Genomic DNA, 15,135 nt, shown 5'->3' with positions numbered 1-15,135 from the left:
TCGCGTCGGTCCCTTGGTGTAGCTTGTCCCACGATGGGACCGCATGATCGGCGGGGCAAAGCCGGGGGTGGCGCTGGCGGCGATCATGGTTAAGAAACCATTATGCGTTTCTTGTCGCCCTGCCTGCGCGCTCTTGCCCTTGCGTCCATAGTGGGCCTGTCGCTGATGGCAGGCGGGTCGGCCGGTCCGGTGCAGGCTGCGGGCGAAGCGGCGATGGCGCCGGGTGGCTATCGCTGGCTGGAAACCGGTCCTTGGGACGCATCGCGCGACGGGCCGATCTATATGGTCATCAGCATCGAAAAGCAGATGATCCATGTCTATGTCGGCGACCGGTTGATCGGCATGGCCAGCGTATCGACGGGCATGAAGGGGCACCGCACCCCGATCGGCGACTATCCGATCCTGCAAAAGCGGCAATGGCACCGCTCCAACCTCTACAGCAACGCGCCCATGCCCTATATGCAACGGCTGACCTGGGACGGGATTGCGCTCCATGCCGGGCATAATCCGGGCTATCCCGCCAGCCATGGCTGCATCCGTCTGCCCTACGCCTTTGCGCGGCAGCTGTTCGCGATGACGAAGATGGGGACGCTGGTGGAAGTGACGCAGGCGCGGCTGAGCGCGGCGCTGAAGCTCGACGCGCTGGTGCTGAGCGATCCGGGTAGTAGCGTGGTGACGTTCGGGCAGCCGCGGACGCGCGGAGGCGCTATCCTGTCGCCAGTGCCGGCCGCGACCATGCCGGCAGACGCGGGGCCGGGAGAGGTGCCGATGCTGGAGGTCGATCCCGGCATCTTCGGGATAATAGGTCGGTAGGCGGGCCACTTTCGTCGCCCCGGCCGCTTTTGCAGGCTCGCGACGCACGTCCTTTCGAGCTTTGCCGGAGCAAGCGGGATGCCGGACAAAAGCCGGCATGACGAAGGAGGGTATGGCGACTATCAGCCATTTGCCAACTTATCGCGATCTTTCCGATCTGTCCCATAGCCGTCACCCCAGCGAAGGCTGGGGTCTCAGGCGGTAGTAGAAGAAGGCCAGCCGTCTTGCGCTATCCGTTGACGCAATGTGCGCCTGCCTGAGATCCCAGCTTTCGCTGGGATGACGGTATCCAGGGCGTTAGGCTCAAAACCCGCCGTTCCGCTACCCACCCATCTCCGCCATTGCTCTGTCGCCGCATGATATCGCGATGCCGGTCTCCCGCCTTGTCGCAGCCCCCCTTCCAACGCGACAGATATCGGCGCAGGAAGGGGCATATGGCGGCGAAGGCGAAGGAGTATCGATGCAGGCCCGTTCCACCTCCTCTCAGCCGCTGCCCACCCGGTCCCTGGCGGTCGCGGCGCTTTCCACCATTGTGGAATGGTATGATTTCACCCTCTATCTCTATTTCGCGACCGTGTTGTCGCGGGTGTTTTTCGGCGGCGGTGCGGTCGGGTTGGGGGATGCGCTGGCGGGTTTTGCCGTCGCCTATCTGATGCGGCCGGTCGGCGCGATCGTCTTTGGGCATATCGGCGATCGCTATGGACGGCGGCCGACCATGATCCTGTCGATGGGAATGATGACCGCGGCCATGCTGGCGACGGCGATGTTGCCGACCCATGAGCAGGTCGGTCCGGCGGCGGGCTGGATGATGATCGGGCTTCGCTGCCTGATGGCCTTCTCCGTGGGGGGCGAATATACCGGCGTGGTTGCTTATCTGCTGGAGGGCGCGCGGGCGGAGCGGCGCGGCTTCGTCACATCGCTGGCGTCGGCGGCGAGCGAAGTGGGGGCGTTGCTGGCGGCGGGCGTGTCCGCCATCACCGTCGCCTCGCTGGACGATATGGCGCTGGCGGGTTGGGGATGGCGCATTCCCTTCCTGGTCGGTGCGGCGCTGGCCGGCATCATATTGCTGGCCCGGTCCACCATGGAGGAATCCCCCGATTTCCTGCGGCAACAGGCGCAGGCGACGACGCCCCGGTCGCCGCTGCGCCACAGCCTGCGCCATCATCGCGCCGCGATCGGCCGGGGTTTCGCCATTTCGGCACTGGGATCGATCACCTATTATGTCGGCATCACCTATGTGCCCAGCTTCCTGTCCGCCATGGGCGCGACCGGGGAAGCCGACGCGCTGTGGCTGTCGACGCTGGCGGCGCTGGCGGTCATATTGGTCACGCCGATGACCGGCCTGCTGACCGACCGGGTTGGGCGCCGGCCGGTGCTGGTCGGGCTGGCGATCGCGGGCGTGCTGCTGCCGATGCTGCTTTTCCTGATGATGCGCGGCGGCTTTGGGCTGGCGCTGGCGGGGGCCGTGCTATTGGCCTGCCTTGGCGGCGCGGTCAGCGCTGTGGGCGCCGTCGCCACGGCCGAGCAATTTCCGGGGGAGGGGCGGCTCAGCGGCCTGGCCTTTGGTGCGACCAGCGCGACCGCCCTGTTCGGCGGGCTTACGCCATGGCTGGCGCATCATCTGGTGGCGGCGAGCGGCTGGGCGCCCGCGCCGGGCGCCATGATCGCGGTCGTGGCGCTTTGCGTCCTGCCGGTGCTGATCGCACTGCCGGAAACCGCGTCACGCAAAAGCAAGAAGGCCGACCCGTTACCGGATCGGCCTTTCTAGGGCTGTCCCCCGGCGCAGGCCGGGGTCCAGTTGAGAGCGTGGAACCGGACCCCGGCCTTCGCCGCGGAACAGCTTCGTTTGTCTTACGCCGCCTGCGCCGCTTCCTCGCTGGCCGGCAGGCGGATCAGATAATCGAAAGCGGACAGCGCCGCCGTCGATCCCGCGCCCATGGCGATCACGATCTGCTTGTACGGGACGGTCGTGCAGTCACCCGCCGCAAAGATGCCCGGCTGGCTGGTTTCGCCGCGCGCGTCGATCTCGATCTCGCCACGCGGCGACAAGGCGATCGCGTCCTTCAACCATTCGGTATTGGGGACCAGGCCGATCTGGACGAAGATGCCCTCCAGTTCGACATCATGCTCCGTGCCATGGTTGCGGTCCTTGTAGGACAGGCCCGTGACCCGCTCGCCATTGCCGTCCACCTTGGTGGTCAGCGCCGAGGTGATGATCTTGACGTTGGGCAGGCTGGCCAGCTTGCGCTGCAACACGGCGTCCGCGCGCAACTGGCTGTCATATTCGACCAGCGTCACATGGGCGACGATGCCGGCCAGGTCGATGGCCGCTTCGACGCCGCTATTGCCGCCGCCGATCACCGCCACGCGCTTGCCCTTGAACAGCGGACCGTCGCAATGCGGGCAGTAGGCGACGCCCTTGTTGCGATATTCCTCTTCGCCCGGCACGCCCATCTGCCGCCAGCGGGCACCGGTGGACAGGATCAGTGTACGGCCCTTGAGCGACGCGCCATTTTCCAGCACGACTTCATGATAGCCGCCCTCGGTCTTGCTGGGGATCAGCTTGGCCGCCTTTTGCAGGTTCATGATTTCGACATCATAATCCTTGACGTGCGCTTCCAGCGCGGACGCCAGTTTCGGCCCTTCTGTGCGCGATACCGAGATGAAATTCTCGATATCCATCGTGTCCAGCACCTGCCCGCCAAAGCGCTCCGCCGCGACGCCGGTGCGGATACCCTTGCGCGCTGCATAGACGGCCGCTGCCGCACCGGCGGGGCCGCCGCCAACGACCAGAACCTCGAACGGGTCCTGCGCCTTGATCTTCTCGGCAGCGCGCGCTTCCGCGCCGCTGTCGATCTTCGCGACGATCTGCTCCAGCTCCATGCGGCCCTGGCCAAAGGGTTCGCCGTTCAGGAAGATGGTCGGCACCGCCATCACCTTGCGTGCGTCCACTTCCTCCTTGAACAGGCCGCCGTCGATGGCGACATGGCTGATCCGGGGATTGAGCACGCTCATCAGGTTGAGCGCCTGCACCACGTCGGGGCAATTCTGGCACGACAGCGAGAAATAGGTTTCGAACGCATAGTCGCCGTCCAGATCCCTGACCTGCTGGATCAGATCCTGCGCCGCCTTCGACGGATGGCCGCCGACCTGCAACAACGCCAGCACCAGCGAGGTAAATTCATGCCCCATCGGCAGGCCCGCGAAGGTCACACCGATATCGGTGCCCACGCGGCGGATCATGAAGCTGGGCTTACGCTTGTCCGCGCCCGTCACGACCGAAACCTTGTCCGACAGCTCCGCGATCTCGCCCAGCAATTCGCTCATTTCACGCGACTTCGCGCCATCGTCCAGCGACGCCACCAGCTCGATGGGCTGGGTGATGTTCGCCATATAGGCCTTCAGCTGACCTTTGAGATTTGCGTCCAACATCTTGTGCGTCTCCATGGATTAATGCGCGCGACGATCCGTTCGCCAGGCAGTGCGACCCGAAGGCCCGGCGTTCCGTTCGAAGATAGCGATGAATATCGGGATAAAAACCCCGCCGGGCCGGGGAGCTTCTTGCTCGACCCGGTCCGGCGAGTGCCTTCTCAGGACTTGGTTTGGTGCGATTTCCGGGTCGTCAGATGTCCCATCTGACTGGAAATCGGTTGTTTAGATCTTGCCGACCAGGTCGAGCGACGGGGCCAGGGTGGCTTCGCCTTCTTCCCACTTGGCAGGGCAGACTTCGCCCGGATGGCTGGCCCAATATTGGAGCGCCTTCACCTTGCGGAGCAGTTCGGCCGCGTTGCGACCCACGCCCTCGGGGGTGATTTCAACCAGCTGGATCACGCCTTCGGGATCGAGGACGAAGGTGCCACGATCGGCCAGGCCGACGCCTTCACGCAGAACGTCGAACTGGGTGGCCAGCGCGTGGTTCTGGTCGCCGACCATGAAATAGTTGATCTTGCCGATCGCCGGCGACGTGTCGTGCCAGGCCTTGTGGCTGAAATGGGTGTCGGTCGATACCGAATAGACTTCCACGCCCATGCCCTGGAGGGTGGGGTAGATGTCCGCCAGGTCTTCCAGTTCGGTCGGGCAGACGAAGGTGAAGTCGGCCGGGTAGAAGAAGAAGACGGCCCACTTGCCCTTCACGTCGGCGTCCGTGATGTCGACGAACTTGCCTTCCTTGTAGGCGGTGGCCGAAAAGGGCTTCAGGGGGGTGTTGATGAGAGCCATGGGCTTCCTTTTCCTGATGAATAATATTGCGGTTGCGAAGACCCATGTAGGGATGCGGTCGATTCGGGGGAAATTGCTTTTCTCGGATGCGCTAAGTGAGAAAAACGATCAGAGCCTGTCCGATTGATCGAACGCCTCGCCTTAAATCTGCAACAATGTTCCCATCGCGGCCTCGACCATGGCCTGCGCTTCCTCCGGCGAAAAGGTGGATCGATCAAGGCACAGCTCCAGCCACAGACCATCCACCAGCGCGCTCAGGCTGATCGCGGCTATGCGGGTCTGCGACGGGGGAAGGGCAGGGGCGGCGGCCTGCAACAGCGCCTCCAGCTGCGCGCGCGTTCCGGCATAGACGGCGGCATGGACGGCGGCGATCGCGGGATCGGATTTGACCAAGCTCCAGAAGGCGATCCAGGTGGCGAGCAGATCCGGGTCCAGGATCGGTTCGCGGAAATTGGCCTGAAGACAGGCGCGCAGCCGGTCGCGTGGATCGTCGCCGGCCGCCTCGATCGCGGCGTCCAGCGCGACGGACACCCGCGTGCCGACATCGACATAGGTGGCCAGGATCAGCGCATCGACACCGTCGAAATAATGGGTCAGCAGGCCGGACGAGACGCCCGCGCGCGCGCAGATGGCGCGGACGGATGTGCCGCCGACGCCCTTTTCGGCCAGGCACCGCGCCGTCGCCTCGATCAGTGCCTGCCGCCGCACGTCGGCCGCTTCGCGCACGAAACGCGCTCTGGGCCTCGTCGTGCCTGCGCGCTCTCCAAATCTGTCGGTCATCGTCATTCCCCCATATCGTCTTTGCGCGCGGACGGGGCGGCTGGCAAGAGATCGTCCCATGTTCCGGGGATCATATCGGGACGGCTGGTGGTTGTGATCGGACGATGAAGGAGACTGACGGATGATACGCGCCCTTTCCCCGCTTGTGCTGCTGCCCATATTGCTGGCCGGTTGCGCCAAAACGCCCGACAATCAATCGTTGGCCAACAACGCCGCCAATGTCGCATCGGTCGAGACGTTCGACGAGAGCGACGCGGCACCCACCGACAACCAGGCCTACGGTCAGAGCGCCGACGCGCGCTTGCCGACCGACGACTGGGTCGGCAAATGGACCGGGCCGGAGGGGCTGTTCCTGGACATCCAGCCTTCGCCCGATGGAAAGCCCGGCCATTATGCCCTGACCAACAAGGACAATCTGGACCGGCAGGGCGATTATCAGGGTATCGCCGACGGCACGACGATCCGTTTCGTGCGCGATGGCAAGGATCTGGCGATCCGGCCGGGCAACGGTGACGAAAGCGGCTTCAAATATCTGGCCGGCAAGAGTGACTGCCTGATCGTGGTGAAAGGGCAGGAGGGTTACTGCCGTTAGGTGCCGGCGGACCGGAGAATATGTCCACGTCATCCCGGTCTCGATCCGAGGTCCCGCTTACTTCTCCCCACCGCTTGAACAAAAGCGGGGGCCCCGGCTCAAGAACGGGTGACGACACATGCCCGTCTCAACCACCCAGCCCCTCAAGCGCGGAAAAGCGCTGCGACCAGAGCGCGCCATGGATCGCCATCCACTGGATCACCGGGCCCAGCCCCTTCACCCGCGCGGCATACCAGGTTTCGCGCCCCGCGCGACGCGCCGTCACGAGGCCGGCACGTTTGAGCTTGGCAAGGTGGCGGGACACCATCGGCTGCGATACGCCCGACACCTGCGTGAGCGCCTGCACATTCTGTTCGCCCTCTCGCACCAGCGTCTCCAGCAGGGCACGGCGGGTGCCGTCCGACAGCGCCTTGAACAGGGCATCGGTGGCGGCGTCGCGATCGGCGGTTCGTGATTCACTCGTCATCGTCGATTCATAATCATATGGTTATGAATATGTCCAGTTTTACGTGACGACTCGCCTGTTTTCGGCGTTAACCAAAAAAAGTCAGGCGGCCGGCGGCGGAGAGTCTTTTGCGCAACACCGCCCCATGTAGAGTCTGTGCGGAGTCGGCCGACTCAACATCTTGTGGGTGCCTGCTTCGTTCTCATCGTCGTTAACTATTGTCTGAAGCCCGGCGCCTAAGCCGCTGATCTTGACGGCGGACTCCCAAGGACTCACTGCTGGGCCTCAAGACGATTTTGGGGGCCAAGACCATGGGTGTAATGGAGCGCGTCGCAGCGCCGCGGCGGAAGAAGGCGATTGCGTCCGTAGAGGTCGAGGCCGACCGGCTGCTCCGCGGCGATTGCATCTCGGAAATGGCCAAGCTGCCCGACAATTGCATCGACATGATCTTTGCCGATCCGCCCTATAATCTCCAGCTGGGTGGCGACCTGTTCCGGCCCGAAGGCGGCCGCGTCGATGCGGTCGATAATGATTGGGACAAGTTCGACACGCTGGGCAGCTATGATCGCTTTACCAAGGCGTGGCTGCGCGAGGCGCGCCGTATCCTCAAACCCAACGGCTCCATGTGGGTGATCGGCAGCTATCATAATATCTTTCGCGTCGGCACCGCGCTCCAGGACGAAGGCTTCTGGATCCTGAACGACATCATCTGGCGCAAATCCAACCCCATGCCCAATTTCAAGGGCACGCGGTTCACCAATGCGCATGAGACGCTGATCTGGGCGAGCCAGGGCGAGGACGCCAAATATACGTTCAATTACAAGGCGATGAAGACGCTCAATGACGAGTTGCAGATGCGCTCCGACTGGGTGCTGCCGATTTGCGGCGGGCAGGAGCGACTGAAGCGCAACGGGACGAAGGCGCATCCGACGCAAAAGCCCGAAGCGCTGCTCTATCGCGTGATGCTGGCCACCACCAAGCCCGGCGACGTGGTGCTCGATCCCTTCTTTGGCACCGGCACCACCGGCGCCGTCGCCAAGCGCCTCGGCCGCAAGTGGATCGGCATCGAACGCGAGCCGGACTATATCGAAGTGGCGCTGGAACGCATTGAAGCCGCGCTGCCGCTGGACGAAAGTGCGCTCACCATCATGCAGACCGCGCGCCAGCAGCCCAAGGTGGCGTTCGGCACGCTGGTCGAGACTGGCTATCTGAACCCGGGCACGCTGTTGATGGACAGCAAGCGCCGCTGGCAGGCGGAGGTCCGCGCGGACGGATCGCTCAGCGTCGGCACCGACAGCGGCTCCATCCACAAGATGGGCGCCACATTGCAAGGCGCGCCCAGCTGCAACGGCTGGACCTTCTGGCATGTCGAGGTGGACGGCAAGCTGGCCGCCATCGACACGCTGCGCCAGACCTATTTGCTGGCCAACGAGCCTTAACGATCCCAAAGCTTCGCTCGAAGCGAACGGATAGGGATTTCCATGGTCAGCCTCCCCCCTCACGCCCGCCTCTACCTCAAGCCCACATGGTTCGTGCCGACCCCGATTGGCCAGCCTGATGGCAGCGTGGCGCGGATGGGCAATGGGCTGATCTGGTTCCAGGGCTTTGAACTCGGCGCCTTCGATGGCGCACGGCGGATCGCGCGGCTGACGGTGCCGGTGGCGGAGTTTGAGGCGACCATCGCCGCGTTGCCCGGACCGCTGGCGCAGCGGGCGCACCAACTGGCGGCGAATATCTCGGCCCAACGCGCGCCGCTCGTCCTGGGCGATCGCACGATCCGCTTCGACGCGCCGCAGGTGATGGCGATCCTGAACGTCACGCCCGACAGCTTTTCCGATGGCGGCAAGCATGTGGGCGATCCGCAGGCGGCGGCCGATGCGGGGTTCGCCATGGCGGCGGCCGGTGCCGCGCTGATCGACGTCGGCGGGGAATCGACCCGGCCCAAGGCGGCAAAGGTTTGGGAAGGCGACGAGATCGCCCGCATCGCGCCGGTGATCGAGCGGCTGGCGGCGGCCGGGGTTTCTGTGTCGGTCGATACGCGCAAAGCCGCCGTGATGGAGGCGGCGCTGGGCGCGGGCGCAAAGATCATCAACGACGTCAGTGCGCTGGCGCATGATCCGCGCAGCCTGGACGTGGTGGCGAAGGCAGGTTGCCCGGTCATCCTGATGCACGCGCCGTCGGCCGGCGACGATCCCCATGACAATCCCGACGGCTATGGCGATGTGGTCGCCGATGTGTTCGACCATCTGGAGGCGCGGATCGCGGCCTGCGAGGCCGCCGGTATCGCGCGGGCCAATATCATGGTCGATCCCGGCCTGGGTTTCGGCAAGAGCCTGGCGGATAATCTCGCGCTGGTGAACGGCCTCGCCACCTTCCAGGCGCTGGGCGTGCCCTTGCTGTTTGCGGGCAGCCGCAAGCGGCTGATCGGTGCCCTGTCGAACGAGGCGCCGGCGGCGGATCGGTTGGGCGGCTCGGTCGCGCTTGCCTTCCGTGCGGCGCAGCTGGGGGCGCAGATGGTGCGCGTGCATGACGTGAAGGAAAGCGTGCAAGCGCTGCACCTGTGGCGCGGCCTCGCCGATGCGGGACTGAGCGCGATTTGAAGGATATTGGTCAGCGCCAGATCAAGGAAGGCAGCAGGGCTCCGGGTAAAGGCCGGGGTGACGAATATTCGGCACATGACGCCTTTTGCGCGAAGCTGTCCTATTCCAGCCCCGACGGCTAGGGTCTGTCTCGCGCCATCGCTATAGCCGACCCACGCAACAAAATGTCCAACTCTTGTTTCGATATGTCGAATTCAACGGGAAATGTGCGAAGTTAAGCAACGCATATCCTGTTCAGGCTGGCGCCGCTCAGCCCAGTTGCCGCCGATAAAATCGTGTATCGACCGCCATTTTGGGGAAGCTGGCCGGCAGATTTTCCGCCGCCACCAGCGCAAAGCCATTTTTCTCATAGAAGCGATGCGCGGCCAGAAACTGCTCGGTCGTGCCCAGCCATAGCGCGCGAACACCTCTGTCTCGCGCCTGCGCCATCAGCCTGTCGAGCAAAGCCTGCGCCACCCCGGCGGTCCGCCCACGATGGCTGGCGGCAACGAACATCTTGCGCAGCGCCGCCTGACTCGATCCGATATCCCTGAGCGCGATCGTGCCGACCAGCCGGCCATCGGCCTGCGCGACCCAGAAGTCGCCGGTCCGGTCCTGATAGAAGGCCGGGATATCGCCCAGGTCCGGCTGATCCTGCGCGGTGATGGCGATGCCATATTCGTCGCGCTGGATCGTCAGGATCAGGTCCAGCACGCCCGGCTGGTCGGCCGGGGTGAAGCGGCGGATCGTCAGGGTCAGTTGGCGGGCCTCGTCGCGGCCGGTGCAGCGGCATTGGCGGCGGGCGCCGCTGCGGCCGCTTCCGCCTCGGCCTTGGGCGCAAAGACCCGCAGGCTGGCCAGCGTCTGTTCGGCAATGCCCTGATATTGTTCGCTCAGCATTTCGGGATAGACGAAGGTGGCGGTCACGATCGACCCGTCGGCCTGCCTGAGCAGGCGCAGCCCCACATTATTGCCTTCGCCGTCATTGGCGGTGCCGCGATATTCATTCTCGCCGATGAAATCGCCATCGACCCCTTCGGCCCCGTTGCTGACCGCCTCGACGATCTGCTGGAGCGTCTGGTCATTGTCATTCTTTTGCCAGAAGACGCGGACGTCGGCGCCGGCACCCGGATCCTGATAGACGGCGCCGTCGGCGTTGCTGGCGTCCTTGTCGATGGTCCAGCCTTCAGGGAAGGTCACCGAAAAGCCGCGCGTCTGGTTCACATAATTGCGGTTTTCGACTTCGTCCGCCTGCGCATTGGCGATCGCATTGGCTGCGGCGGCATTAGCGGCCGCCGCCAACTCCTCCTGGCTCGGCATGTCGGCGACCTTTTCGGTCCTTCCGCAGGCGGCAAGCAGGGCGAGGGGGAGGAGGGCGACAAGGGTTGGATGTTTCATGGCCCGATCCAAAGCATAGCCGCGCGGATAATTCAACGCTGTAGCCCGATCCGCCCGTTGATCCCATATGCTCGGCCGGTCATGCCGCGCTGTCGATGCCCAATTCCGCCAGCTTGCGATAGAGGGTGGATCGCCCGATGCCCAGCCGCCGCGCAACCTCCGTCATGCGACCGCGATAATGGCCGATCGCCAGGCGAATGACGTCAGCCTCTATCTCCGCCAGCTGGCGCACATGCCCGTCGCCTTCGAACAGGGTGATGCCTGCGCCGTCGCGATGCGGATGGCCGGCGGCGCGCGGGCGCATGGGCAGCACGCTGGCGCTTCCGGCCTGAATATGGGCGGCGATCTGTGGGAAATCCTGCGGCGTCAGCGCATCGCCCTCGCACAATACGGCGGCGCGGAAGAGGGCGTTCTGCAACTGTCGGACATTGCCCGGCCAGCCATGCTGCATCAGCAAGGCCAGCGCATCGTCGGTGACGCCCAGGCCGCGCAACCCCGGCTGGGTGGCGATGCGGGCAAGCAGGTGGCGCGACAGGGCGGGGATGTCGCCCATGCGTTCGCGCAGGGGCGGGACGGTCAGCTGGACGACGTTGAGGCGATAATAGAGATCCTCGCGGAAACGACCGGCCTCGACTTCCTCGATCAGCCGCTTGTTGGTCGCGGCGATGACGCGCACATCGACATGGGACGGGCGGCGTGCGCCGATCGGCTGCACTTCGCCATCCTGCAACACGCGCAGCAACTTGACCTGCGCATCCAGCGGCATCTCGCTGACTTCGTCCAGAAAGATGGTGCCCATGTCCGCGCTGGCGAACCGGCCGACATGGCGGTCGAACGCCCCGGTAAAGGCGCCTCGCTCATGGCCGAACAGTTCCGATTCGACCAGGTTGGCGGGGATGGCGCCGCAATTGACCGTGACCATCGCCTGTTTGTGGCGGGGCGATGCGGCGTGGATGGCGCGGGCGATCACATCCTTGCCGACGCCGCTTTCGCCTTCGATCAGCACGGGGACGCGGGCGCGCGCCGCCTTGGCCGCGATGGCCAGCGCCGCGCGGAATTGCGGGGCGGAACCGACCACGTCCTCGAAAGACAGCGGGGCGGTGATCTTTTCGGTCAGCGGGCGCAACTCGCCTGCGGCCGCGCCCTCGGCCAGGGTCGCGTTCAAAGCCGCGAGCAGCCGTTCGGGCGCGATCGGTTTGGACAGATAATCGGTCGCGCCGGCACGCATCGCCTCCACGGCGATGGCGACATTGTTATGCGCGGTCAGGATCAGAATGGGCAAAGCAGGGCGGCGGCTGCGAATTTCACGGATCAGGCCGGACGGTTCATAGTCCGGGCTCCATTGGTCCAGGATGATCGCATCCAGTTGCATCCCGTCCTGCGTGCCGAGCGTGGCGATGGCGGTTTCGCCATCGGCAGCAAAGATGGTGCGCCATCCCGCACGCGCGCCCAGCGCCGATACCAGCCGCCTCTGGGCCGGTTCGTCGTCGATCAGCATCAGCATCGGTACGCCGTCGCGCGTCATCAAACCCCTCATGTGCAAAGCTGGGCATGATGGTAAGCACAGGGAGTAAAAGCGGACTTAACCGCGCGGAATTTTCTTGGGCATGCCGGGTTGAGGCCATGACGCCCAGACGATAAGAGATGGGCGCAATCATCGCGACAAGGGGACAGGATATGGCGTCGGAAGGCAATATGAAGGCCGCGAACCAGACTTATGGCAGCTTCGTGGGTTTCGTGAAGTGGGGCACGATCGTCTCCGTGGCTCTGGCTGCGCTGGTCGTCCTGCTGATCGCCAGCTGATCGCCATAGCATTTCCTTGCCGGAAGGAGGGGGCGTGAACGGCGTCGGCCTGTTGCCCCTGTTCCTGCTGGCCATTGCGGGCGGCTTCATCGCCGCCCGGCCGGATGCCGATCCGGATCGCCCGCTCTGGCGCTCGGGTGTCGGGGCATTGCCGGCGATCATGCTGGTCGGCGCCGTGATCGCCGCCGCCGAAGCCGGCAGCGCCAGCGCCCGCTATCTCGCCTTGTTCGCCGTCCTCATCGCCAGCGTGGCGGCCGTTCTACTGGTCGGCATAGCCGAACGGCGCTGGCCGCCGGTCGCGCCAGCTCAGGATGACTCTGGCGAGGATGTCGGGTGAGCGCCGCCTTCGACCCGTCCTGGCTAGGTGCGCGCATCGACGGGGTCGATCCTTCGCCGCTGGTGGCGGGCATGTGGCTCGTCGCGGCCGGACTGTTGCTCTGTGCGCTCTGGTTGCGCGGGCACCGTGTCGGCAACCGGCTTGCGCTGGCGGGCGGCATGTTGGCGGTGGGCGCCGCGCTTTATAGCCATGATGTCGTCAACCTGCCGGAAATCGTTAGCGCCCTGGTGATCGGCGGGAGCATAGGCCTGACGCTCGCGCGGCGGTGTGCGGCGCATCGGCTCTCCTGGCTGGTGTTGGTGGCCCATGGCCTGCTGGGACTGGCGGGCGTGGCGACAGGCGTGGCCCTGTTCCTCAATCCCTTCGCCTTCGCGCTGGTGGACGGGCAGGGCCATGTCACGCCAACCCATGGCGCGCTGTTGCTGGGGGGTGTTGCCATCGGCGCGTCGGTGGTGCTTGGCGCGCTGCTGATGCTGGTCCGGCGCACGCAGTCTGGCCTGGCGCTGGTCGGCAGCGGCGCGGGCTGGTCGGCGGCGGCGCTGGGGCTGGCGATGGGTAACAGCGCGCTGGTGCTGGCCGGAGGCATGGCGGGCGCGGCCGGGCTGCGTCTGGGGTGGCGCGCGCGGACCATCAGACGGGCTGCGTAAAGCGCCTTGCCTAGCGGGGCGTGCTTCCCCTAACGCTTGGCCATCTGAACCCCTTCCTGCGCAGCGGAGACACGCATTGCACACACTCGGCCTGATCGGCGGCCTCAGCTGGACCTCCACCGCCCGCTATTATGCAATCATCAATCAGGCGGTGCATCGTGCGCTGGGCGGACAGCATAGCGCGCCGCTGTTGATCGACAGCCTCGACTTCGCGTCGGTCGCCGGTTGCCAGAACGAGGCGGACTGGGACGCCGCCGCCGCCAAGCTGATTGCGTCGGCCCGGCGGCTGGAGCAAGCGGGCGCGGAAAGCCTGCTGATCTGTGCCAATTCCATGCATCGCGTCTATGACAAGGTGCAGGCGCAGGTCGGCATCCCCATCATCCATATCGCCGAAGTGGTGGGCGACCGGATGCAGGCGGATGGTATCGAAAAAGCGGCGTTGATCGGCACGCGCAACGTGATGACCGAAAAATTCTACCGTCAGCGGCTGGTATCCCATGGCGTGTCGCTGCTGCCGGCCGACATGGAGCTGGCCGAACGGATCGACAAGATCGTCTATGACGAATTGACGGTGGGCAAGGTCAGCAAGGAATCCGAACGCTATATGAAGTCGGAACTCACCGACATCGCGAAGGAAGATGTGCAGGCGGTGGTGCTGGCCTGCACCGAACTGGAGCTGATCGTGGACGTGAAGGCGAATGTCCTGCCGATCTACGACTGCACCGGCATCCACGCCAAGGCGGGTGTGGAATTTATTCTGGGGTGAGCGCTTGCCCGGCGCGTTACCCGCCAGGCTCCGCCAGCGCGATATCCATGTCGGCGAGCGCCAGGCGCAGCAGTTCGGCCATGGTCGCGCGTGCGGCGGCCGTGTCGCGTGCGGCGATCGCCTGAAACACGGCGCGATGGTCGGGTAGGGGGTCGCGCGGCATCAGCTTCTTGCGATGTTTGAACGTGGTGGTCCAGCTGACCGCTGCCCCGACCGAGCTGGCCAGCGCCTCCAACGCATCATTATGGGTGGCAGCCAGGATCGCATGATGAAAACGCTGGTCGGCGGCGCGGCCGTCAGGGGTGGACAGTCCAAAGCGCCCCATTTCCGCCAACGCCGCTTCCATCGTCGCCAGTTGCTCATCGGTACGGCGGCGCGCGGCAAATTCGGCGGCCGCCGGTTCGATCACGCCGCGCAATTCGAACAGGTCGCGGATGAAGCCGGCGTCCGGCTCGCCGGCAAACATCCACGCCAGCATTTCGGGGTCCAGTACGTTCCAGCGGCTGCGCGGCAGCACGCGGGTACCCGCCTTGGGACGGCTTTCCAGCATCCCCTTGGCAATCAGGATGCGTACCGCCTCGCGATAGGCGGTGCGCGATACGCCCAGCCGCTCCGACGCCTCGATCTCACCCTCGAACAATTCGCCGGGGCGGTGCCGGCCGGTCAGGATCGCGGTGCCAAGGTCGCGGGCGATCGTCTGATGGATGCGTAGCACGCTGTCCTCCGATCCGATCTTGCGCCCGCTACCCAATGCCCGC

General features: G+C 65.1%; 17 protein-coding genes. 9 read left to right on the top strand and 8 right to left on the bottom strand.

Annotation, left to right across the window (positions count from 1 at the left end; translation table 11 throughout):
• Positions 1-165 precede the first annotated feature (165 nt).
• Together AC07UX_RS08440 and AC07UX_RS08435 are read left to right on the top strand one after the other, a co-directional pair.
• Positions 166-813 carry a L,D-transpeptidase family protein gene (locus AC07UX_RS08440; protein ID WP_495191838.1) on the top strand — a complete coding sequence of 216 codons (648 nt, stop codon included), beginning with the start codon at positions 166-168 and terminating at the stop codon, positions 811-813.
• 460 nt (positions 814-1,273) lie between these two features.
• Positions 1,274-2,581: an MFS transporter gene (locus tag AC07UX_RS08435; RefSeq protein WP_495191455.1), complete on the top strand. Its 1,308-nt coding sequence runs from the start codon at positions 1,274-1,276 to the stop codon at positions 2,579-2,581.
• Positions 2,582-2,664: 83 nt separating this feature from the next.
• Here the strand turns inward: AC07UX_RS08435 and ahpF are convergent, their stop codons facing one another.
• The 3 genes from ahpF to betI all read right to left on the bottom strand — a co-directional run bounded on the left by ahpF (position 2,665) and on the right by betI (position 5,811).
• Positions 2,665-4,245, bottom strand: a complete 1,581-nt coding sequence (gene ahpF, locus AC07UX_RS08430) for an alkyl hydroperoxide reductase subunit F (RefSeq protein WP_495191454.1) — start codon at positions 4,243-4,245, stop codon at positions 2,665-2,667.
• A gap of 222 nt (positions 4,246-4,467) precedes the next feature.
• A complete protein-coding gene (gene ahpC, locus AC07UX_RS08425; RefSeq protein WP_495191453.1) occupies positions 4,468-5,031 on the bottom strand; it encodes an alkyl hydroperoxide reductase subunit C in 564 nt (187 codons plus the stop codon).
• Positions 5,032-5,172: 141 nt separating this feature from the next.
• Positions 5,173-5,811 carry a transcriptional regulator BetI gene (gene betI, locus AC07UX_RS08420; protein WP_495191452.1) on the bottom strand — a complete coding sequence of 213 codons (639 nt, stop codon included), beginning with the start codon at positions 5,809-5,811 and terminating at the stop codon, positions 5,173-5,175.
• A 121-nt stretch (positions 5,812-5,932) separates the two neighbouring features.
• Here betI and AC07UX_RS08415 point away from each other — a divergent pair, with 121 nt between their 5' ends.
• A complete protein-coding gene (locus AC07UX_RS08415) occupies positions 5,933-6,403 on the top strand; it encodes a hypothetical protein (protein WP_495191451.1) in 471 nt (156 codons plus the stop codon).
• 127 nt (positions 6,404-6,530) lie between these two features.
• Here the strand turns inward: AC07UX_RS08415 and AC07UX_RS08410 are convergent, their stop codons facing one another.
• The gene (locus AC07UX_RS08410) at positions 6,531-6,869 is read right to left on the bottom strand and encodes an ArsR/SmtB family transcription factor (RefSeq protein WP_495191450.1); all 339 of its coding nucleotides are present in this window, start codon (positions 6,867-6,869) and stop codon (positions 6,531-6,533) included.
• Between the two features lie 290 nt (positions 6,870-7,159).
• On the opposite strand from AC07UX_RS08410, the gene AC07UX_RS08405 reads away from it, so the two are divergent.
• Positions 7,160-8,287 carry a site-specific DNA-methyltransferase gene (locus AC07UX_RS08405; RefSeq protein WP_495191449.1) on the top strand — a complete coding sequence of 376 codons (1,128 nt, stop codon included), beginning with the start codon at positions 7,160-7,162 and terminating at the stop codon, positions 8,285-8,287.
• A 42-nt stretch (positions 8,288-8,329) separates the two neighbouring features.
• The gene (gene folP, locus AC07UX_RS08400) at positions 8,330-9,448 is read left to right on the top strand and encodes a dihydropteroate synthase (RefSeq protein WP_495191448.1); all 1,119 of its coding nucleotides are present in this window, start codon (positions 8,330-8,332) and stop codon (positions 9,446-9,448) included.
• Between the two features lie 249 nt (positions 9,449-9,697).
• Here the strand turns inward: folP and AC07UX_RS08395 are convergent, their stop codons facing one another.
• From AC07UX_RS08395 to AC07UX_RS08385, 3 genes are all read right to left on the bottom strand, one after another.
• Positions 9,698-10,141, bottom strand: coding sequence for a GNAT family N-acetyltransferase (locus AC07UX_RS08395; protein ID WP_495191447.1), 444 nt, complete (start codon positions 10,139-10,141; stop codon positions 9,698-9,700).
• A gap of 41 nt (positions 10,142-10,182) precedes the next feature.
• On the bottom strand, positions 10,183-10,824 hold the full coding sequence (locus AC07UX_RS08390; protein WP_495191446.1) for a hypothetical protein: 642 nt from the start codon (positions 10,822-10,824) through the stop codon (positions 10,183-10,185).
• A 79-nt stretch (positions 10,825-10,903) separates the two neighbouring features.
• Positions 10,904-12,349, bottom strand: coding sequence for a sigma-54-dependent transcriptional regulator (locus AC07UX_RS08385; RefSeq protein ID WP_495191445.1), 1,446 nt, complete (start codon positions 12,347-12,349; stop codon positions 10,904-10,906).
• 152 nt (positions 12,350-12,501) lie between these two features.
• Here AC07UX_RS08385 and AC07UX_RS08380 point away from each other — a divergent pair, with 152 nt between their 5' ends.
• The 4 genes from AC07UX_RS08380 to AC07UX_RS08365 all read left to right on the top strand — a co-directional run bounded on the left by AC07UX_RS08380 (position 12,502) and on the right by AC07UX_RS08365 (position 14,377).
• Positions 12,502-12,627 carry an aa3-type cytochrome c oxidase subunit IV gene (locus AC07UX_RS08380; RefSeq protein ID WP_495191444.1) on the top strand — a complete coding sequence of 42 codons (126 nt, stop codon included), beginning with the start codon at positions 12,502-12,504 and terminating at the stop codon, positions 12,625-12,627.
• Between the two features lie 34 nt (positions 12,628-12,661).
• On the top strand, positions 12,662-12,964 hold the full coding sequence (locus tag AC07UX_RS08375) for a hypothetical protein (RefSeq protein WP_495191443.1): 303 nt from the start codon (positions 12,662-12,664) through the stop codon (positions 12,962-12,964).
• Positions 12,961-13,611 (top strand): NAD(P)(+) transhydrogenase (Re/Si-specific) subunit beta, encoded by a 651-nt coding sequence (locus tag AC07UX_RS08370; RefSeq protein ID WP_495191442.1) that lies wholly within the window; start codon positions 12,961-12,963, stop codon positions 13,609-13,611. The genes AC07UX_RS08375 and AC07UX_RS08370 overlap by 4 nt, the downstream gene beginning before the upstream one ends.
• 76 nt (positions 13,612-13,687) lie before the next feature.
• Entirely contained in the window at positions 13,688-14,377 is a 690-nt protein-coding gene (locus AC07UX_RS08365; RefSeq protein WP_495191441.1) for an aspartate/glutamate racemase family protein, read from the top strand.
• Between the two features lie 16 nt (positions 14,378-14,393).
• Here AC07UX_RS08365 and AC07UX_RS08360 read toward each other — a convergent pair whose 3' ends face one another.
• Positions 14,394-15,128, bottom strand: coding sequence for a FadR/GntR family transcriptional regulator (locus tag AC07UX_RS08360; RefSeq protein ID WP_495191440.1), 735 nt, complete (start codon positions 15,126-15,128; stop codon positions 14,394-14,396).
• Between the last annotated feature and the right edge of the window lie 7 nt (positions 15,129-15,135).

Source organism: Sphingobium sp. GW821-FHT02B05, from assembly GCF_059421905.1.
Note: the sequence above shows the minus strand (reverse complement) of the source record. Positions and strands in the feature narration are given on the sequence as shown.